The sequence below is a fragment of the Luteibacter sp. TLI7-4A genome (assembly GCF_056754745.1).
The window spans coordinates 1467534-1486349 of record NZ_JBPGWO010000001.1 but is presented as its reverse complement, the minus strand read 5'-3'; the positions used below and the strand labels follow the sequence as shown (position 1 = coordinate 1486349).

Below are 18816 nucleotides of genomic sequence, written 5' to 3'. Positions count from 1 at the left end.
ATGCGCATCGGTTCCCGTCGTGAGGACGACTTCGAGATCAACGTGATCTCGCTGATCGACGTCCTGCTCACCTTGCTGATGTTCTTCGTGCTCAGCACGACCTTCATCGAGCACTCGCGCCTCAAGGTCAACCTGCCCAAGGCGGACAGCGAGGCGCGCGAGACCACCGACAACGCGCTCACCCTCGTGGTCGACCGCGACGGCCATTACTCGGTCGGTAGCGACGAGGTGATGGGCGAAGGCATCGATCCGCTGAAGGCCACCATCGAGCGCGTGGCCGGCCCCGATCGCGGACGCCTGGTAGTGATTCGCGCCGACGCCATGACGGCGCACCAGAACGTGGTGCGCGCGATGGACGCGCTGGGCCAGCTCGGTTTCACCCGGCTCTCCATCGCCACCACCCCGGCCGAGGCGGCGGCGGGCAAGTGAGTACGCAGAAGGTTTCTGTCTGGGACGTCCGCACCTGGCGCACGTACAAGCGCCTGCTCGGCTATACCCGGCGGTTCCGCACCGCGGGATATATCGCGATCGTCGGCATGATCGTCGATCCGGTCTGCCTCTCGGTGTTCACCGGCATGCTCAAGCCGTTGATCGACAACCTGTTCGTCGAGAAGGACCCTTACACGATCTTCTGGATGCCGATCTGGATCGTGTGCATCTTCCTCGTCCGTGGCGTGGCGTCGTATGCCACCGACTACGGCATCGCCTATGTCGGCCGCAACGTGGTGCAGGCGATCCGCGTCGACGTGTTCGCCGCCTACCTGCGCCTGCCTGCCGCCTTCTTCGCGCGCGAGCCCTCGGGCCAGCAGATTTCGCGCATCACGTATACCAGCGAGCAAGTGGCCTCGGCGTCGGCGGATTCGCTCAAGGTCGCCGTGACCGAAGGCCTGACCGTCGTCGGCATGCTCTGCGTGATGCTCTACCACAGCCCCTACCTGGCCATGGCCTTGCTGGTGCTGGTGCCCTGCGTGGTCGCGATCGTCACCGTGATCAGCCGGCGCTACCGAAAGATCAGCAAGCGCATCCAGGGCAACATGGGCACCGTGACCAGCGCGGTGGAGGAAGCCGTCGCCGCCAATCGCGAAGTGCGCATCTATGGCGGACAGGTCCGCGAGACGGCGCGTTTCGGTGACGTCGCCGAGCGGCAGCGCCGGTTGAACCTCAAGGTGTCGTCCACCAGCGCGATGTCCAGCGCGACGATCCAGACCACCGGCGCCGTGGCGCTCGCGACCCTGGTCTTCCTCGGTACGCGTCCGCACGTCCTCAACAGCATCACGCCCGGCGTGTTCACGGCCGTGCTCACCGCCATGGGTGCCATGTTGCCGTCGCTCAAGCGCCTCGCGGGCATCCAGGCCAGCCTGCAGAAGGGCGTCACCGCCGCCGAGGACCTCTTCGAGATCATCGACGAGCCCGCCGAAGTGGACACCGGCACGGAAGAGCTGGTCCGCACGAAGGGCGACATCCGCTTCGAGGACGTCAAGCTCGTCTACGAACGCAACAACCATGTGGCCTTGCGCGGCGTCGACCTCACCTGCGCGCCGGGCACGGTCACGGCGTTGGTGGGGCGTTCGGGCAGTGGCAAATCGAGTCTGGTCAGCCTGCTGCCGCGCTTCTATGAACCCTCCGATGGACGCATCCTGATCGACGGCCGCGACTACCGTCAGTACAAGCTCCCATCGCTGCGCAAGCAGATCGCCTGGGTGGGCCAGCACGTGGTGCTGTTCGACGATACCGTCGCCGCGAATATCGCCTACGGCGAAATGGCGGGCGCGACCGAGGCGGAGATCGCCGCCGCAGCGCAGGCCGCCAACGCGATGGAATTCATCGAGCGCCTGCCGGAAGGATTGAACACGCGGATCGGGCAGGGGGGCAATTCGCTTTCGGGCGGCCAGCGCCAGCGCCTCGCCATCGCGCGCGCCATCCTGAAGAACGCGCCGATCCTCGTGCTCGACGAAGCCACCAGCGCCCTCGATACCGAATCCGAACGGCTGATCCAGGACGCCCTGACCCGCTTGATGCGCGACCGCACCACCCTGGTGATCGCTCATCGCCTGTCCACCATCGAGCACGCCGACCAGATCGCCGTGATGGAACAGGGCCGGATCATCGAACTGGGCACGCATCGCGAACTCATCGACAAGGGCGGCCAGTACGCGGCGTTGCATCGCATGCAGTTCCACGAGCAGGTCACGGCGGGCTGACCGGGTGGCCCTCGGTACGTCGTTGCAACGGCGTTGGTATGGCGGGGGATCGCCGCCATGGTGGACGCTTCCCTTCGAGGCGCTCTATCGCAGCGTGACGCGTCGTCGCGCCGAGCGCTTTCGCAACGATCCTTCCGAAGTCGTCCGCCTGTCCGTGCCCGTGGTCGTCGTCGGCAACATCACCGTCGGCGGGACGGGCAAGACGCCCCTGATCGTCGCGTTGGCGAAGGCGATGGAGCAGCGCGGCTTCCTGCCCGGCATCGTCAGCCGCGGCTATGGTGGCAGCGAGCGCGGGCCGTATCTGCTTACCGGCGAAGACGATCCGGCAAGGGTGGGCGACGAACCCTGCCTCATCCGCCAGAGCGGCGTGCCGGTGGCGATCGGGCGTGAGCGGCCGGAAGCGGCGCGCCTGCTCGTCGACGCCGGCTGCGACCTGATCCTCGCCGACGATGGCTTGCAGCATTACCGCCTGGGCCGCGACGTCGAGATATGCGTCATCGACGGCGAGCGCCGCCTCGGCAACGGGCACCTGCTTCCGGCGGGCCCCCTGCGCGAACCTGCCAGTCGGCTTGGCGAGGTGGATTTCGTCGTCGTCAACGGCGGCGTGCCCACGGCCGGCGAAATCGCGATGCGCCTGGAGGGAGGTGTCGCCGTGAACATGCGCGAGCCGTCCCTGACCGCGCCGCTCGCGGATTTCGCGGGCCGGCCGGCACACGCCGTCGCCGGCATCGGCAATCCCACGCGCTTCTTCGCCAGCCTCGCCGCGCAAGGCATCGCCGTGCATGGCCACCCCTTCGCGGACCATCACGCCTTCACCCGTGACGATTTCACCTTCGCCGACGGTTGCCCCGTGCTGATGACCGACAAGGACGCCGTGAAATGCCGCGGCTTCGCGCGCGACAACTGGTGGCGCGTGCCGGTGCATGCCGTGCTGCCGGAATCGTTCTACGACGCGGTGGCGGAACGGGTCCAAGCCCGCGCTTCATAAGTTGTGGGAGCCGCCCCTTGTGGGAGCCCACCTTGTCGGCGATAGGTGCTCGCCTCGGTCCCTTGTGGGAGCCGACCTTGTCGGCGATGGGTGCTTGCCTCAACCTGGCCCGCTGCCGCGGGATCGCCGACAAGGTCGGCTCCCACCAGGGTCGGTACTCGACAAAAAAAGCCGGCCCTTGCGGACCGGCTTCTCACTGCACCAGCTGACTGGCGGCGCTTACTGCACGCGCGAGACGTTGCCCTGTTCGTCGACGACCACGATGTCGCCTTCGCGGATCGCCGAAGCGTCCTTGACCTGCACGTTGGTGTAGCCGCCGGTGCCCATCTTCAGGCGCAGGGTGTAGGTGTCGCTGCCGCCGCCCTTGCCGATCGCGTTGCCGGCGAAGCCGCCGCCCACCGCGCCGCCGACGGTGGCGAGGGTCTTGCCCTTGCCCTTGCCGACCTGGTTGCCGAGCACGCCGCCGGCGATGGCACCGATCACCGCGCCCGCGGTGCCGTGGTCGCGGCCGGCGGTGACGTTGTGTTCGATGCTCTGGACCACGCCGCACTGGTCGCAACGCACGTAGATGCCGTCGCTGCGCGTCAGCGTGGCGGCCGATACGGGGGCGACGACAGCGCTTGCGAGCAGGGCGGCCAGCGGGAGGCCGAGGACGGTCTTGATGTTCATGGAAGCTCCTTAGGGACGACCGATGGGAGGTGGCCGTCAGCGACACCAGTCTAAGCATGTCGACTGAACGGAGATCGAGCGCAATTCTCATTTCACGCGTCGCATGGATACTACGCCGATGAGTACCGCCATCGTCTGGTTTCGTCGTGACCTCCGCCTCTCGGACAATCCCGCGCTCACCGAGGCCGCGAGGAGGCACGGGCACGTCGTTGCCTTATACGTGCATGCCCCCGAGGAGGAGGGCGAATGGGCGCCGGGCGCGGCCAGCCGCTGGTGGCTGCATCATTCCCTGGAGGCGCTGGATGCATCGCTGGCGAGGCATGGGGGTCGGCTCGAGATCCTCGGTGGGAGCAGCATCGACGGGCTCCGTGCCGCCATCGAGGCCACCGGTGCCACCGCCGTCTACTTCAACCGCCTGTACGAACCAGAGGCTATCCGGCGCGACAAGGCTGTCAGGCATGCCCTGGAGGGCGATGGCATCGAGGTGAAGTCGTTCAACGCGGCGCTTTGGGTCGAGCCGTGGGATGTGGCGACGAAGCAAGGCGAACCGTATCGGGTGTTCACACCGTTCTGGCGGAACGTGCGCACGCGAATCGACGAGATCGAGGTCCTGCCGGAACCGCCCCTGGGAAATCTTCCCTTGGTGAAGCCGCCCTTGGAGAGGCCTCCCTTGGGGAAGTCACCCTTGGGGAAGTCATCCTTGGGGAGGCCCTTCCTGTGGGAGCCGCTTCAGCGGCGATGGGTGCTTGAGGGACCGTTGCCCGCTGCCGCGGGATCGCCGCTGAAGCGGCTCCCACAAGAGGGACGGTTCCCACAAGAGGGGTGGTTCCCACAGGCGGGGCGGCTCCCACACGGGCGACTCCTGCGGGACGGTCCGCTGGACGTGGCGGACCTGGGCCTGCTGCCGAAGCGCGACTGGGCGCGGGGGTTTGCGGGATGGACGCCGGGTGAAAAGGGGGCGCACGAGTTGCTCGCGCTTTTCGCCGACGACGCGGTCGGCCACTACGTCGAAGGCCGCGACCTTCCGGCACGCCATGGCACCTCGCGTTTGTCGCCGCACCTGCACTGGGGCGAGATCTCGCCGGCGCAGGTGGCCGCGGGGCTGCGTTCGCATGCGGCCGGGCAGCGGAAGGCCGTCGACATCGAGCCCTACCTGCGCCAGCTGGGTTGGCGCGAGTTCGCCCACCACCTGCTCTACCACTTTCCGAGGACGCCGAAGGAAAACTTCAATCCGACGTTCGACGCCTTCCACTGGGTGAAGCCCGACGCACGCGCGCTTCGCCGCTGGCAACAGGGACACACCGGCATTCCCATCGTCGACGCCGGCATGCGCGAACTCTGGGCGACAGGCTGGATGCACAACCGCGTGCGCATGCTCGTGGCGAGCCTGCTGACGAAGAACCTGCGCCAGCACTGGGTGCTCGGCGAGAAGTGGTTCTGGGACACGCTGGTCGACGCCGACCTCGCCAACAACGCCATGGGCTGGCAGTGGGTGGCCGGTAGCGGCGCGGATGCCGCGCCGTACTTCCGGATCTTCAATCCGGTGACCCAATCGGAGAAATTCGATCCGGAAGGTGCCTATATCCGCCGCTGGGTACCCGAGCTGGCAAAGGCACCCGGGCGGCTCGTCCACGCGCCATGGGAGGACGAGGCCTTCCTGGAAAGCTCCGGCTACCCACCGCCGATCGTCGACCTCAAGTCGTCGCGCGACAGCGCGCTCACGGCTTATCGGTCGATGTCCGGCGATCGCGCAGGAGCAGGGCCAGCACCGGTGGCGTGATCATGGCTGTCAACAGCGACATCGCCACGATCACCGCGTAGATCCGTTCGTCGAACACGCCAGCCGCAAGCCCCAGGCTGGCGATCACCACGCCGACCTCGCCGCGCGGAACCATGCCGAAGCCCACGATGGTCGCGCCGCGCTTGCCGAGCGTGATCGCGCCGAGGAAACCACCGGCGAGCTTCGAGACGATGGCGATGACGGTGACGACGGCGAGCATCCACAGCGCGCTGGCGCTGCCCAGCTCGGCGAGGTTCACCTTGGCGCCGGTGACGACGAAGAAGAACGGCGTGAGGAAGGCGAGCAGGGGGGCGGTCTGTTCCTCCAGCTGGTGGCGCTGGCTGGTCTCCGACGCGATCATGCCCGCCAGGAAGGCGCCGATGATGGCCGCGAGGTGGAACTTCATCGAGAGGAAGGCCAGGCCCAGGCACAGCGCGAGCACGATCGCCAGCGGCGACATCGGATTGCTGGGCTTGTCGAGCCAGCCCGAGCCACGACGCATCACGCGCGCGCCGCCCCAACCGATCACCGCGACGAAGCCGATCGCGCCGAGCAAGGTGCCGACCAGGCTGCCGACGTCGACGGCGCCACCGCCCTGAAGGGACGACACCACGCCGAGCAGGAGCATCGCGAGGATGTCGTCGATCACCGCCGCGCCGAGGATGATGCGTGCCTCCCGCCGTTGCAGCACGCCCAGTTCCTGCAACACCCGTGCGGTGATGCCGGCCGAGGTGGCGACGAAGGCGGCGGCGACGAACATGGAACGAATCCAGTCGAAACCGGAGCCGTGCGCCCATAGCGAGCCGAGGGCGAACGGGATGACCACCCCCAGCACGCCGACGAGGAAGGCGCTGGTGCCGACCTTCTTCAGGTCGTCGAGCCGGGTTTCCAGGCCCACCGAGAACAGCAGCAGGATGACGCCGATCTCGGCGAGCACATCCAGCGGCGTGCCGGTGGCGATATCGGGAAGGGTCACCCAGCCCAGCGCCGAGGGTCCCACGGCGCAGCCGGCGGCGATTTCGCCCACCACGGAGGGCAGGCGCAGGCGCTGCGCGATCTCGCCGCCAATCTGCGCGGCGACGAAGATGATGAACAGGGTCAGCAGGATGCCGGCGGAGTCATGCATGGGATCGGTCCAGATCGAAGCCGCGAAGGAAGGCGCGGTGTCCTTGAGGGTAACCTCTATGAAGTCGTTTCCGTAGCCTTCGCCGATCGCGTATCGCGCAATCGCCCGAATATCCAGCTCGCGGCCAGGGTGATCAGGCCGAGCACGATGACCGACCAGCGGAAGGCCCACACGTAGCCCTGGGCATTATGCGAGGCGAGGAAACCGCCCATCAGCAGCGATGCCAGGGCGATGCCGAAGCTCATCGACAGGTACTGCGCGGTCGAGGCCATCGACGAGGCCATGGAAGCGTATTTCACGTCGAGGTCGACGTAGGCCAGCGTGTTCATCGAGGTGTACTGCAGCGACATCACCGCGCCATACACGTAGACGAAGGCGACGATCACCCACGGTGGCGAGTCCGGCGTGAGCAGGGCGAAGGAACACAGCACCACCGATACGGCGATGGTGTTGCCCAGCAACAGCCGGCGGTACCCGAAATAGGTGAGCAGGCGATCGATGAAGGGCTTGACGCTGATCGAGCCGATCGCCTGCGGCACCATCATCAGGCCGGCGGCGAGCGGCGACCAGCCACAGCCGATCTGCAGGAACAGCACCAGCAACAGGTACATGCCCGACACGCCCAGGCGTGTGAACAGGTTGCCGGCCAGCGACACCCAGACACTGCGCACCTTCAGCAGCGAGAGGTCGCTCACGGGGAATTCGGTGCGTCGGCTGTGGCGCACGTAAAGCGAGGCCAGCGCCACGCCGCCCAGGGCGTAGCCCGCGACGGCCAGGCCGTGTCCGGTGTCCGCGCCATCGCCACCGAGCGTTTCAGCCGCCATCAGGCACAGTGCCGAGGCTCCGGCGAAGAGCAGGAAGCCCAGGGTGTCGAAACGGTGCGCGCGGTCGAGGCGGTAATCCGGCATTTCCCGGCGGTTGAGCAGCAGGCCGACGAGGCCCACGGGCACGTTGATGAGGAAGATCAGGCGCCAGTTGGTGAACTCTACCAGCGCGCCGCCCAGCAACGGGCCGAACACCGAGCCGAGCAGGCCGAAGGTGGCCACCGTGGTCATCGAACTGACGAACTCGCGGCGATCGATGCTGCGCACCAGCACGTAGCGGCCGACCGGCATCAGCGCGGCGCCGCCCAGGCCCTGGACGATCCGCGACGCCACCAGTTGCGGCAGGCTCTGCGCCACGCCACAGAGCAGCGAGCCGAGGGCGAAGACGAGGATCGCGCCGCCGAACACGCGGCGCGTGCCGAAGCGGTCGCACAACCAGGGGCTCATCGGGATGAAGATGGCCAGGGTCAGCACGTAGCTGGTCAGGGCCGTGCGCATGCTCAGTGGCGTCACCTCGAGCGCGCCCGCGATGGCGGGCACGGCCGTGTTGACGATCGTCGAATCCAACGCCTGCATGAAGAACGCCGCCGAAACGAGCCAGATCAGGCCGCGATAACGCGTCTTGCTGGACGGTTCAGCCGGGGCGAGTGCCGGGCGGTCGGTGGGTAGGGCGTGGACGTCGGTGGGTTCGGGGGCGGCGATGACGTCGTGGGGGGGCATGGCCGATCGATTATAGCCGATGGGAATCTTGCTTTTGCCGCCTCTTCGGCCGACAGTTCAGGGTCGCGTCGGTGACGCGCGCGCCATCACGGATCCTGCACATGCCACAAGCCACCGCCACCGCACCCGCCGAAGCCGCCGAGCGCGCACGGACATTGCGCCGTCTCATCGAGGACGCGAACTACCGCTATCACGTCCTGGACGATCCGGACATCGCGGATGCCGAATACGACCGGCTCATGCGCGAACTGGAAGCGCTTGAGGCGAACTACGCCGACCTCGCCAGCGACGATTCGCCCACGCGCCGGGTCGGTGCGCGCGCCAAGGGCGGCTTCGCCGAGGTGACCCACGCGGTGCCGATGCTCTCGCTCGGCAACGCGTTCGAGCAGGAAGGCGATACCGACCGCGAGAAGTACCGCGAGATAGCCGATTTCGAGCGGCGCATCGAGCATACCCTCGGCCGCAAGAACCCCGTGTTCTCCGTGGAACCGAAGCTGGACGGACTCGCGATCAGCCTGCGCTATGAAAACGGCGTCTTCGTGCAGGGTGCCACGCGCGGTGACGGCGCGGTGGGCGAGGACGTCACGGCCAACCTTCGCACCGTGAAAGCCATTCCGCTGCGCCTGCGTGGCGAAGGGTGGCCGCGCGTGCTGGAAGTGCGCGGTGAGGTCATCATGCCGCGCGCGGCCTTCGAAGCGTTCAACGAACGGGCCCGCGCCGAGGGGGAACGGCCACTGGCGAACCCGCGCAATGGCGCGGCGGGCTCGCTGCGCCAGCTCGATCCCGCCGTCACCGCGAAACGGCCGCTGGCCTTCTTCGCCTACGCGGTGGGCCGGGTCGAGGGCGGTGAATTGCCGGATACGCATTCAGCCACGCTGAAGAAGCTTCGCGAGTGGGGTTTTCCCGTGTCGCCGGAGGTCTCCACCGCGAAGGGGTTCGATGGCCTCATCGCCTACTTCCACAAGATCGGCGCCAAGCGCGACAGCCTGCCGTACGACATCGACGGCGTGGTCTACAAGCTGGACGACTACGAAGGCCAGCGCGAGATGGGCTTCGTTTCGCGAGCGCCGCGCTGGGCCATCGCGCACAAATACCCCGCGCAGGAGCAGATGACCACGGTGGAGGCGATCGAGATCCAGATCGGCCGCACCGGCGCCGCGACACCGGTGGCCCGGCTCACGCCGGTGCAGGTCGGCGGCGTCACCGTGACCAATGCCACGCTGCACAATGCCGACCAGGTCGCGCGGCTCGACGTGCGCATCGGCGACACCGTGATCGTGCGTCGCGCTGGCGATGTCATTCCCGAAGTGGCCCGCGTGGTGGAAGAGCGCCGCCCGGCGAAGACCGTGCCGTGGAAGATGCCGGAGACGTGCCCGGTCTGCGGTTCCGAATTGCTGCGCGAGGAAGGTGCCGCCGCCTATCGTTGTTCGGGCGGCCTCGTCTGCGCGGCGCAGCGGAAGGAGGCCCTGATCCACTTCGCGTCGCGCCGCGCCATGGATATCGACGGTCTCGGTGACCGCTTCGTCGATGCCCTGGTCGAGTTCGACATGGTGCACACTCCAGCCGATCTGTACGGACTCACCGTCGAGAGCTTCGTGCGGATGAAGACGCTCGCCGACGAACGCGACGGTTCCACGCCGGAGACCGTGAAGCAGGGCAAGGTCGCCACGAAATGGGCCGAGAACCTGGTCCAGGCCATCGAGGCCAGCAAACGGTCCACCCTGCCGCGTTTCCTGTTCGCCCTGGGCATCATGCACATCGGCGAAAGCACGGCCAAGACACTGGCCAACTGGCTGGGTTCGTTGGAACACGTCCGCCATACGCCCGCGCCGGTGTTGCGCGTGCTGCCCGATATCGGCGACGAGGTCGCGACCTCCATCGCGGCCTTCTTCGAGCAGGACGGTAACCAGAAGGTGGTGGACGCGTTGCTGGCGGCGGGCATCACCTTCACCGATGAAGGCGCGCCTTCGCCGAAACTTCGCGATCGCCTGGGACTGGACGTGCTCCTGGATGCCGCCAAGGTGCCGAAGCTCGGCCCCAAGAGTACGGCCCTTCTCGCGAAGCACTACGCCACCCTCGACGCGCTGGTGAAAGCCGGCGAACACCAGTGGATCGTCGCGGGCGTGCCGCAGGCCGCCGCCGCCAACCTTTCCGCGTGCCTCGCCGATGGTGACCGGCTGGCCGACTTGCGCCGCGCGGACGATGCCATGCGCCGGCTTGCCGAGGCGTTGCCGGCGAAGGCGGCATCCGCGCTTCCGCTCGAAGGCATGACCTACGTGATTACCGGGACGATGGAAACGCTCAAGCGCGACGACGCCACGGAACGCCTGGAATCGCTGGGTGCCAAGGTCGCCGGTTCGGTATCGAAGAAGACCACCGGCGTATTCGCCGGCGAGGCGGCGGGCTCCAAGCTCGATAAAGCGAACGAACTCGGCATACCCGTCTACACCGAGGCCGATCTCGTCGCCTTGTTGCAGGAGCACGGGGTGGCACCGTGAGCGACCTGAAGAACCTGCGCCTGCGTGCGGAAACGTATGCCCACATCCGCGCCTTCTTCGCGGCGCGCGGGGTGCTCGAGGTGGATACGCCGATCCTCTCGGCCGCGGGCAATACCGATCCGAACATCCAGAGCTTCCGCACGCGATTCAGCGGGCATGTCGACGCCGGTGCGCCCGAACGCTGGCTGCGCACGTCGCCGGAATTTCCGTTGAAGCGGCTGCTCGCCGCGGGCCTGGGTGACTGCTACGAACTCGGCCGGGTGTTCCGCGATGGCGAAGCCGGTGGCCGGCACAATCCCGAGTTCACCATGCTGGAGTGGTACCGCGTGGGCTGGGACGAGGCGAAGCTCGCTCGCGAGGTGATCGACCTGCTCGAGCGTGTACTGGTGCAGGCGGGCCGTACCTTCGACATCGTGGAAACGACGTATCGCAGCCTGTACCGCGATGCGCTCGGTATCGATCCACTCACGGACCCGCTGGAGCGCTTGCAGGCGCCCCTGGCCGGTTCCGGTATCGATCCGGAGGGACTGGAACGCGACGACTGGCTCGACCTGTTGATGACGCACAAGATCCAGCCGGCGTTCCCGCGCGACCGGATCACGGTCGTGTCCGACTATCCGGCCAGCCAGTGCGCGCTGGCGCGCATCCGCGAGGACGATCCGCCCGTGGCGAAGCGTTTCGAGGCGTACGTGGGACCGTACGAGGTGGCGAATGGCTACCACGAGCTCAACGATCCCGTGGAGCAACGCGCCCGCTTCGAGCGCGACAACGCGAAGCGGCGCGCGCGCGGGCTGGACGAGGTGCCGATCGACGAGAACCTGCTCGCGGTGCTGGGGCGCATGCCCGATTGCGCCGGCGTGGCGCTCGGTGTCGAGCGGCTGTTGATGGTGCTGGCGCGCACCGACGCGATCGCCGACGTGCTCGCGTTTCCTTTTTCCGAGGCGTGACCGCCATGCTCGAAGCGATTCACCACGTGGCGTTGATCTGTTCCGACTACGCGCGTTCGAAAACGTTTTACACCGAGGTGCTGGGGCTGAAGGTGGTCCACGAGGCGTATCGCGAAGCGCGCGACTCGTGGAAGCTGGACCTGGAGGTGAGCCCCGGCGTGCAGCTGGAGTTGTTTTCGTTCCCATCGCCGCCGAAACGGCCGTCGCGGCCGGAGGCGCAAGGGTTGCGCCATCTGGCGTTTTCAGTGAGCGACATCGATGCGGTGGTGGCGACGCTCGGTGAGCGCGGGGTGGTGTGCGAGCCGATTCGTGTTGATGAATACACGGGGCGGCGGTTTACGTTCTTTGCCGACCCGGACGATTTGCCGATCGAACTCTACGAGCGCTGAGGGGAACTGGCCCGCTGCCGCGGGATCGCCGCTGAAGCGGCTCCCACAAGAGCAACCGCTGCCGTGAGATCGCCGCTGAAGCGGCTCCCACAATGGCTTGCTGAGATAGTTCCTGTGACGCAAGAGCATCGCCGACAGGGTCGGCTCCCACCAAAGCGCGCTGAGGTTCCCACTGGACTAGCCGCAACCTGGTGGGAGCCGACCCTGTCGGCGATCCCGCGGCAGCGGGTGCTCTTTTGGGAGCCGCTTCAGCGGCGATGGTCGCGGCAGCGACCGCCAGCCCACCTCGGTCAAAACTCCAACTCCTGCGCCGCGCACAGATAATCCACCATCGGGGCCAGTCGCTTGAAGTGGTCCACCACGAAGGGCAGCAACTCCGGCGAGCACGCCATGGCCTCGTCGAAATCCCGCCCGGCGGCGAAGTTCTTCCGCTTCAGGTCGTCGATCAGCTCATGATTCGCGTCGAACCCACGGGGCGGCCGCGACAGGCTCTCGCCCCAGAACGAGAAGCGCTCCTGAAACGCCTTCCCGTGCGTGGCACGCTTCCAAGCCCCCGGATTATCGGCCAGGAATTCGCGCAGTTTCTTCAGCACCGGCGGCTCCGGGTGCCACATGCCGCCGCCGACGAAACATTCGCCGGGCTGGATGTGCAGGTAGAACCCCGGTGCCTGGATTTCGTGCCGGCGCTCGTGGAAGAACCGGGCGCCTTGCCAGCCCTTGTACGGCTGCTTGTCGTTGGCGAAGCGCGTATCCCGATGAAGCCGGTACAGCGAGCCACCCACCTTGCGCGGATCGGCCCGGAAGTGGGGGCTGATCTTGCCCAGCGGCACGGCGAGATCGCCGATCAGTTCGAGGAACGGCTCGCGCACGTGGCGCTCGTAGTCGTCCTTGTGATCCTGGAACCACTCGCGGTTGTTGTTGCGGACCAGCGACTTGAAGAAGCGGAAGGTGGCGGGCGTGAAATAGGTCTTTGGCATGGGGTCTTCAGCGAAGTTCCTGGCCCCACGCCTCCAGCTCGTCGAGCAGGGCGAGGGGTGCGCCGGGCAGGGCGCGCAGGGTGGCGAGTTCGGCGTTGTAATCGTCGAGGGTGAGGGTCGTGAGCGGGCCGTGGCGGGTGAGGCGGTCGGCGCGGAAGGCCTCCCAGCGCTCGTGTTCCTCGAGGCTGAGCGTCTCCGGCCAGTTGCGCGCACGATAGCGGAACAGCAGTTCCGGATAACGGGGGTCGCGAAAGTTGAAGCGATGCGTGCCCAGTTGCTCCGGTGGCGTGGCGCGCACCTCGGCCAGCAGGCGGCGGTCGGCGTCCGGCAGGAAGCCACCGTACAGCGCCAGCTCCGGATCTTCCGCTGGTGGCATCGTCGCCGCGTGTCCATAGACACGGCGCAGCTTCTCGGCGAGCCCGCTCGCATGGCGTAGCGCGCCCAGGTGACGTTCCACGGCGTCCATGTCGAGGCCGAGGCGCGCATGGTCGACGCCTTTGAGCACGGACAGGGGCGCCAGCGCCGGCGCATGGTTCGCACGGATGGTGCGCAGCGCGATCCGCTCCACGCCTTCCGGCAGGTCGGCGCGCGCGGTGAACACACGGTCGGCGATGTCGCTGTCGTCGAGCGCGAGCAGGTCGGAAGGATCAGCGGTGAGGTCGTAGACGATGATCTCGCCGGCGCGCGAGGGATGCGCCGCCAGCGGCGCGACCACGGTCAGGCACTGCCGGCTGGCGGGGTAGCGTGACGACACGTGCACGACGGGCGTCATCGCCGCCACGTCCAGCAGCTCGAAGACGCGCTGCTTGCGCCGCAGGGCGAAGTACCAATCCCACAACTTCGGCTGTTTCTGGCGGATGAGCCGGGCCAGGTCGATCAGCGCTTCGACGTCCGAGAGCGCGTCATGCGCGCGTGCCTGTTTCAGCCCGTTCGCCGTCGCGAGGTGTTCCAGCTTGAAACTCGGCATGCCGTCGTCGCGGGTAGGCCAGACGATGCCTTCCGGACGCAGTGCCTGGCACATGCGTACCAGGTCGATCAGGTCCCAGCGCGAGTTGCCGTTTTCCCACTCACGACCGTAGGGGTCGTAGAAGTTCCGATACAGCAGGTGGCGGGTGAACTCATCGTCGAACCGCAGCGAGTTGTAGCCGACCGTGCAGGTGCCGGGCAGGGCGAGTTGTTCGTGGATCGCCGCGGCGAACGTGGCTTCCTTCAGGCCTTCGCGTTCGGCCAGCTGGGGTGCGATGCCGGTGACGAGGCAGGCGGCCGGTTGCGGCGGCATGTCGCGTGGCGGCTTGCAGTAGATCATCACCGGCTCGCCGACCATCTCGAGGTTGGCGTCGGTGCGGATGCCGGCGAACTGGCTCGGACGGTCCCGCCGGGGATCGGTGCCGAAGGTTTCGTAGTCGTGCCAGAAGAAGGTCGGTTCTGCCATCCGGCGATGATCTCACGTTCCGGTGCTCCTGCAGGCCAGGGGTCTCGCGGGTTAGACTCCGCAGTACCCAAGGAGCGCCCATGACGCCAGCGAACGAAGACAACCTCATCTGGATCGACCTGGAAATGACCGGCCTGGATACGGATAACGATTCCATCCTGGAAATCGCCACCATCGTGACGGACAAGGATCTGAACGTGCTCGCCGAGGGACCGGTCTTCGCCATCTCGCATGCGGACGCCCGCCTGCAGCAGATGGACGCCTGGAATCGCAACCAGCACATGCGCTCCGGCCTGTGGGGACGCTCGGTGGAATCGGATACCTCGCCCGAGCAGGCCGAGGAAGCCACCATCGCCTTCCTGCGCCAGTGGGTTCCCGCCGGCAAGTCGCCGATGTGCGGCAACTCCATCTGCCAGGACCGGCGTTTCCTGCACCGCGAAATGCCGAAGCTGGAACGCTATTTCCACTATCGCAACCTCGACGTCTCCACCCTCAAGGAGCTGTCGCGGCGCTGGTCGCCGGAAATCCTCCGTGGTTTCGCCAAGGACTCGGCGCACACGGCGCTTTCCGATATCCGCGATTCCATCGACGAGCTGCGCTACTACCGCCACTTCATGGGCGCGCTCGGCGGCCAACAGCCGGGCTGACCCCATGAATACCGATCCCTTCGCCACGGTGCTCGATTGCAATGGCCGCGCACTGGTGCTCGACCGGCCGCGCGTGGTCGGCATCGTCAACGTCACTCCGGATTCGTTCTCGGACGGTGGCCGCCACGACACCCTCGAAGCCGCCTACGCGCATGCGATGAAGCTGGCGGAAGAGGGCGCGGACATGCTCGACATCGGCGGCGAGTCCACCCGCCCCGGTGCCGATGAGGTGTCGGTGGAGGAAGAAATCCGCCGCGTCGTGCCGTTGATCGAACGCCTCTCGGCAGGTACCACGCTGCCGCTGTCCATCGACACGTCCAAGCCCGAAGTGATGCGCGCCGCCGTGGGCGCGGGCGCGGGCATGATCAACGATGTCTACGCCCTCCGTCGCGAAGGCGCATTGGATACCGCCGCCGAACTGCGTGTGCCGGTCTGCCTCATGCACATGCAGGGCGAGCCGCGGACGATGCAGGACGCTCCGGACTACGACGACGTGGTGGGCGATGTCCATCGATTCCTGACCGACCGGCTGTTCTCCTGCGAACTGGCGGGCATCGAGCGGCGCAGGGTGCTGGTCGATCCGGGCTTCGGATTCGGCAAGAACCTCGAACACAACCTGGCCCTGTTGCGGGCGATGTCGCGCTTCGCCGAACTCGGCGCCGGCGCTTACGTCGGCGTCTCGCGCAAGGGCATGATCGGCGCCATGACCGGCCGGCAGGAACCGTCCGCCCGGGTGCACGGCTCGGTCGCCGCGGCGTTGATCGCCGTGCAGCGCGGCGCCGTCATGGTCCGCGTCCACGATGTGGCCCCGACGGTCGACGCCCTGGCCGTATGGGCCGCCGTCAAGGCCGGTGACACGGCGCCCCGCCACGACAAACCCTCGATGCCCCGCTGGCCCGACGACGACTGACCTTCCGGGGCTGGGCACCACGCCCCCCGGCGTTCCCGCACCCTGGTGGGAGCCGACCCTGTCGGCGATAGCCTCGACCCAGTAGGTCGCCGTGGCCGCGAAACCCCCGCGGGCACCGCGCCCGATGGGAGCCGACCTTGTCGGCGATAGCCCCACCACCTGGCTAGCCCTTCCGGAATATCCGGCACTTTCATCCCGCCGGAGTATCCTTTGCCGATCCTGCAAGGACGATAAGACCATGAGTGAACGCAAGTATTTCGGCACCGACGGCATCCGAGGCCATGTCGGTACCTATCCGATCAGTGCGGATTTCATCCTCCGCCTGGGCCGCGCCGCCGGTGCCGTGCTGGCGCGTCGCCGCGCCGCCGACCGTCGTGGCGCCACCGCCGGCCCTGACCGCCGTGACCACAGCCGCAAGGTCACCGTGGTGATCGGCAAGGACACCCGCGTGTCCGGCTACATGTTCGAATCGGCCTTGGAAGCCGGCCTGGTCGCCTCCGGCGCCGACGTTCGCCTGCTCGGCCCGATGCCGACGCCCGCCGTCGCCTTCCTCACCCGCTCGCTGCGGGCGGACGCGGGCATCGTCATCAGCGCCTCGCACAACCCGCACCAGGACAACGGCATCAAGTTCTTCTCCGGCCAGGGCGAAAAGCTCGACGACGAGCTGGAAGCCGAGATCGAGGCCGAGATCGAGGCCGATTTCGTCACCGTCGCCTCCGACGCGCTGGGCAAGGCCAGCCGTATCGACGACGCCGTGACCCGATACGCCGAGTTCTGCAAATCCACCGTCGCCGATGAATTCTCCCTCCGTGGCCTGAGCGTCGTGCTCGACTGCGCGCACGGCGCCACGTACCAGGTGGCGCCGAAGGTGTTCCGCGAACTGGGCGCCGAGGTCTCGACCATCGGTACCGAACCGGACGGCCTGAACATCAACCGCGGCGTGGGCTCCACCGACCCCGCCGCGCTCGCCGCGGCCGTGGTCGCGCGAGGTGCCGACCTCGGCATCGCCTTCGATGGCGACGGCGATCGCGTGCGCATCGTGGATGCCGACGGCACCGTCACCGATGGCGACGACATGCTCTACGTCATCGCCCGGCACTGGAAGCGTCGCGCCGCCTTGCCCGGCCCCGTGGTCGGCACCCTGATGAGCAACTACGGCCTGCAGCGCGCGCTCAAGGCCATGGACATTCCCTTCGTCCGCGCGAACGTCGGCGACCGCTACGTCCTGCAGCAGTTGAAGGAATATGGTGGCGTCCTCGGTGGCGAGACCTCCGGCCATGTGCTGTGCCTGGACCGCTTCACCACGGGCGACGGCATCGTCGCGGCGCTGGCCTTGCTCGAAGCACTGGCCGACGCGGGCGAGACCTTCGCCGAGGCCCGCGCGGGGCTGGTCAAGTTGCCGCAGACGATGGTCAACGTGAGGGTCGAGGGCGCCAAGGCGGCGCTCGGCACGCAAACGGTGAAGGAAGCGCTGGCCGAGGTGGAAGCGGCGCTGGAAGGCCGTGGCCGGGTGGTCCTGCGGGCTTCCGGCACGGAACCCCTCGTGCGAGTGACCATCGAGGCCGCCGATGCGGCCGAGGTGGAACGGCTGGCGGCCCAGCTGGCCGACGCCGTAAAATCGGCGGCCCAGGCCACGGCCTGATCCTCCGACCAGCGGACACAGCATGAAGAAGGTTCCCACCCTCGATATCCGTCGCTACGACACCGATCGCGAGGCCTTCGTGGCCGAGCTGGGCGCGGCGTATCGCGAATTCGGTTTCTGCTGCATCAGCGGACACGGCATCGCGAAAGAGGCCATCGACGGCGCGTACGACGCTTTCAAGCGCTTCTTCGCCTTGCCGGACGAGACCAAGCGCAAGTATCACATCCCCGGTGGCGGTGGCGCGCGTGGCTACACGCCGTTCAAGGTGGAAACCGCCAAGGACAGCAAGTTCGCGGATCTCAAGGAGTTCTGGCATATCGGCCGCGAGATCCCGCGCGATTCGAAATTCGCCGACGTGATGCCGCCCAACGTCTGGCCGGCCGAGGTGCCGGACTTCAAGGAGCACGGCTACGGGCTGTACGAAGCGCTGGACCAGCTCGGCGCCCGCGTGCTGCGCGCCCTGGCCCTGCACATCGAGCTGCCGGAGCGTTTCTTCGACGACAAGATCGACTCGGGCAACTCGATCCTGCGCCCGATCCATTACCCGCCGATCGAACAGGCCGACGTGCCGAACGTACGCGCCGGTGCGCACGAGGACATCAACTTCATCACGCTGCTGGTCGGTGCGAGCGCGGAAGGCCTGGAAGTGCTCACGCGTGAAGGCGACTGGCTGCCGATCACCACCGAGGGCGATGCCATCGTGGTCAACATCGGCGACATGCTCCAGCGCCTGACCAACCACGTGTACCCGTCCACGACCCACCGCGTGACCAATCCACCGAACGAGAACGCACGCAAGCCGCGGTATTCCGTACCGTTCTTCCTGCACCCGAACCCCGACGTGGTGCTCGACGTGCTGCCGTCCTGCGTCACGCCCGACAACCCGAAGCGCTACCCCGAGCCGATCACGGCGCATGAGTACCTTCAGGAACGTCTGCGCGAGATCAAGCTGATCTGATCGCGTCTTAGCGGGTTTTTCACCGGGAGGGAGAGAGCATCCATCCTCCCGGTTCCGTTTCCGGAGTCACCAGTGACACCCTCACGCCCGCCTTCGCGAGCCAAGCGC

Annotated in this window: 16 protein-coding genes; 11 read left to right on the top strand and 5 right to left on the bottom strand. The window is 67.2% G+C overall.

Annotation, left to right across the window (positions count from 1 at the left end):
* The 3 genes from ACR9Y6_RS06515 to lpxK are packed head-to-tail and all read left to right on the top strand — an operon-like array spanning nucleotide 1 to nucleotide 3189.
* Nucleotides 1–429 (top strand): ExbD/TolR family protein, encoded by a 429-nt coding sequence (locus ACR9Y6_RS06515; RefSeq protein ID WP_481280567.1) that lies wholly within the window; start codon nucleotides 1–3, stop codon nucleotides 427–429.
* On the top strand, nucleotides 426–2201 hold the full coding sequence (gene msbA, locus ACR9Y6_RS06510; protein ID WP_481280566.1) for a lipid A export permease/ATP-binding protein MsbA: 1776 nt from the start codon (nucleotides 426–428) through the stop codon (nucleotides 2199–2201). The genes ACR9Y6_RS06515 and msbA overlap by 4 nt, the downstream gene beginning before the upstream one ends.
* 4 nt (nucleotides 2202–2205) lie before the next feature.
* The gene (lpxK, locus tag ACR9Y6_RS06505) at nucleotides 2206–3189 is read left to right on the top strand and encodes a tetraacyldisaccharide 4'-kinase (RefSeq protein WP_481280565.1); all 984 of its coding nucleotides are present in this window, start codon (nucleotides 2206–2208) and stop codon (nucleotides 3187–3189) included.
* Between the two features lie 219 nt (nucleotides 3190–3408).
* Here lpxK and ACR9Y6_RS06500 read toward each other — a convergent pair whose 3' ends face one another.
* On the bottom strand, nucleotides 3409–3858 hold the full coding sequence (locus ACR9Y6_RS06500; RefSeq protein ID WP_426287761.1) for a glycine zipper 2TM domain-containing protein: 450 nt from the start codon (nucleotides 3856–3858) through the stop codon (nucleotides 3409–3411).
* Nucleotides 3859–3976: 118 nt separating this feature from the next.
* On the opposite strand from ACR9Y6_RS06500, the gene ACR9Y6_RS06495 reads away from it, so the two are divergent.
* A complete protein-coding gene (locus ACR9Y6_RS06495) occupies nucleotides 3977–5638 on the top strand; it encodes a cryptochrome/photolyase family protein (protein WP_481280564.1) in 1662 nt (553 codons plus the stop codon).
* Here ACR9Y6_RS06495 and ACR9Y6_RS06490 read toward each other — a convergent pair.
* Both ACR9Y6_RS06490 and ACR9Y6_RS06485 read right to left on the bottom strand, forming a co-directional pair.
* The gene (locus ACR9Y6_RS06490) at nucleotides 5577–6764 is read right to left on the bottom strand and encodes a cation:proton antiporter (protein WP_481280563.1); all 1188 of its coding nucleotides are present in this window, start codon (nucleotides 6762–6764) and stop codon (nucleotides 5577–5579) included. The genes ACR9Y6_RS06495 and ACR9Y6_RS06490 overlap by 62 nt on opposite strands.
* A 56-nt stretch (nucleotides 6765–6820) precedes the next feature.
* A complete protein-coding gene (locus ACR9Y6_RS06485) occupies nucleotides 6821–8308 on the bottom strand; it encodes an MFS transporter (protein WP_481280562.1) in 1488 nt (495 codons plus the stop codon).
* A gap of 101 nt (nucleotides 8309–8409) precedes the next feature.
* Here ACR9Y6_RS06485 and ligA point away from each other — a divergent pair, with 101 nt between their 5' ends.
* From ligA to gloA2, 3 genes are read left to right on the top strand one after another with little or no spacing between them, the layout of a single operon-like run.
* Nucleotides 8410–10806, top strand: a complete 2397-nt coding sequence (ligA, locus tag ACR9Y6_RS06480) for an NAD-dependent DNA ligase LigA (RefSeq protein ID WP_481280561.1) — start codon at nucleotides 8410–8412, stop codon at nucleotides 10804–10806.
* The gene (gene epmA, locus ACR9Y6_RS06475; protein ID WP_481280560.1) at nucleotides 10803–11753 is read left to right on the top strand and encodes an EF-P lysine aminoacylase EpmA; all 951 of its coding nucleotides are present in this window, start codon (nucleotides 10803–10805) and stop codon (nucleotides 11751–11753) included. The genes ligA and epmA overlap by 4 nt, the downstream gene beginning before the upstream one ends.
* A gap of 5 nt (nucleotides 11754–11758) precedes the next feature.
* The gene (gloA2, locus tag ACR9Y6_RS06470; protein WP_481280559.1) at nucleotides 11759–12142 is read left to right on the top strand and encodes an SMU1112c/YaeR family gloxylase I-like metalloprotein; all 384 of its coding nucleotides are present in this window, start codon (nucleotides 11759–11761) and stop codon (nucleotides 12140–12142) included.
* Between the two features lie 290 nt (nucleotides 12143–12432).
* On the opposite strand, the gene ACR9Y6_RS06465 is transcribed toward gloA2, so the two are convergent.
* Both ACR9Y6_RS06465 and sbcB read right to left on the bottom strand, forming a co-directional pair.
* Complete coding sequence (locus ACR9Y6_RS06465; protein WP_481280558.1) at nucleotides 12433–13119, bottom strand: DUF2461 domain-containing protein; 687 nt, start codon at nucleotides 13117–13119, stop codon at nucleotides 12433–12435.
* Between the two features lie 7 nt (nucleotides 13120–13126).
* On the bottom strand, nucleotides 13127–14551 hold the full coding sequence (gene sbcB / locus ACR9Y6_RS06460; protein WP_481280557.1) for an exodeoxyribonuclease I: 1425 nt from the start codon (nucleotides 14549–14551) through the stop codon (nucleotides 13127–13129).
* Nucleotides 14552–14631: 80 nt separating this feature from the next.
* On the opposite strand from sbcB, the gene orn reads away from it, so the two are divergent.
* The 4 genes from orn (at nucleotide 14632) to ACR9Y6_RS06440 (ending at nucleotide 18708) form a co-directional block, all read left to right on the top strand.
* Nucleotides 14632–15198, top strand: a complete 567-nt coding sequence (gene orn, locus ACR9Y6_RS06455) for an oligoribonuclease (RefSeq protein ID WP_306847175.1) — start codon at nucleotides 14632–14634, stop codon at nucleotides 15196–15198.
* 4 nt (nucleotides 15199–15202) lie between these two features.
* Complete coding sequence (folP, locus tag ACR9Y6_RS06450; RefSeq protein ID WP_481280556.1) at nucleotides 15203–16108, top strand: dihydropteroate synthase; 906 nt, start codon at nucleotides 15203–15205, stop codon at nucleotides 16106–16108.
* A 238-nt stretch (nucleotides 16109–16346) separates the two neighbouring features.
* Nucleotides 16347–17750: a phosphoglucosamine mutase gene (gene glmM, locus ACR9Y6_RS06445; RefSeq protein ID WP_481280555.1), complete on the top strand. Its 1404-nt coding sequence runs from the start codon at nucleotides 16347–16349 to the stop codon at nucleotides 17748–17750.
* 22 nt (nucleotides 17751–17772) lie between these two features.
* Nucleotides 17773–18708 (top strand): isopenicillin N synthase family dioxygenase, encoded by a 936-nt coding sequence (locus ACR9Y6_RS06440; protein ID WP_426287774.1) that lies wholly within the window; start codon nucleotides 17773–17775, stop codon nucleotides 18706–18708.
* Nucleotides 18709–18816 lie beyond the last annotated feature (108 nt).

Bases quoted from the DNA above. Each gene is read 5' to 3' on its own strand.
- ACR9Y6_RS06515 (WP_481280567.1), top strand. From the start codon at position 1: ATGCGCATCGGTTCCCGTCGTGAGGACGACTTCGAGATCAACGTGATC.
- ACR9Y6_RS06500 (WP_426287761.1), bottom strand. From the start codon at position 3,858: ATGAACATCAAGACCGTCCTCGGCCTCCCGCTGGCCGCCCTGCTCGCA.
- ACR9Y6_RS06495 (WP_481280564.1), top strand. From the start codon at position 3,977: ATGAGTACCGCCATCGTCTGGTTTCGTCGTGACCTCCGCCTCTCGGAC.
- ACR9Y6_RS06490 (WP_481280563.1), bottom strand. From the start codon at position 6,764: ATGCATGACTCCGCCGGCATCCTGCTGACCCTGTTCATCATCTTCGTC.
- ACR9Y6_RS06485 (WP_481280562.1), bottom strand. From the start codon at position 8,308: ATGCCCCCCCACGACGTCATCGCCGCCCCCGAACCCACCGACGTCCAC.
- ligA (WP_481280561.1), top strand. From the start codon at position 8,410: ATGCCACAAGCCACCGCCACCGCACCCGCCGAAGCCGCCGAGCGCGCA.
- gloA2 (WP_481280559.1), top strand. From the start codon at position 11,759: ATGCTCGAAGCGATTCACCACGTGGCGTTGATCTGTTCCGACTACGCG.
- ACR9Y6_RS06465 (WP_481280558.1), bottom strand. From the start codon at position 13,119: ATGCCAAAGACCTATTTCACGCCCGCCACCTTCCGCTTCTTCAAGTCG.
- sbcB (WP_481280557.1), bottom strand. From the start codon at position 14,551: ATGGCAGAACCGACCTTCTTCTGGCACGACTACGAAACCTTCGGCACC.
- orn (WP_306847175.1), top strand. From the start codon at position 14,632: ATGACGCCAGCGAACGAAGACAACCTCATCTGGATCGACCTGGAAATG.
- folP (WP_481280556.1), top strand. From the start codon at position 15,203: ATGAATACCGATCCCTTCGCCACGGTGCTCGATTGCAATGGCCGCGCA.
- glmM (WP_481280555.1), top strand. From the start codon at position 16,347: ATGAGTGAACGCAAGTATTTCGGCACCGACGGCATCCGAGGCCATGTC.
- ACR9Y6_RS06440 (WP_426287774.1), top strand. From the start codon at position 17,773: ATGAAGAAGGTTCCCACCCTCGATATCCGTCGCTACGACACCGATCGC.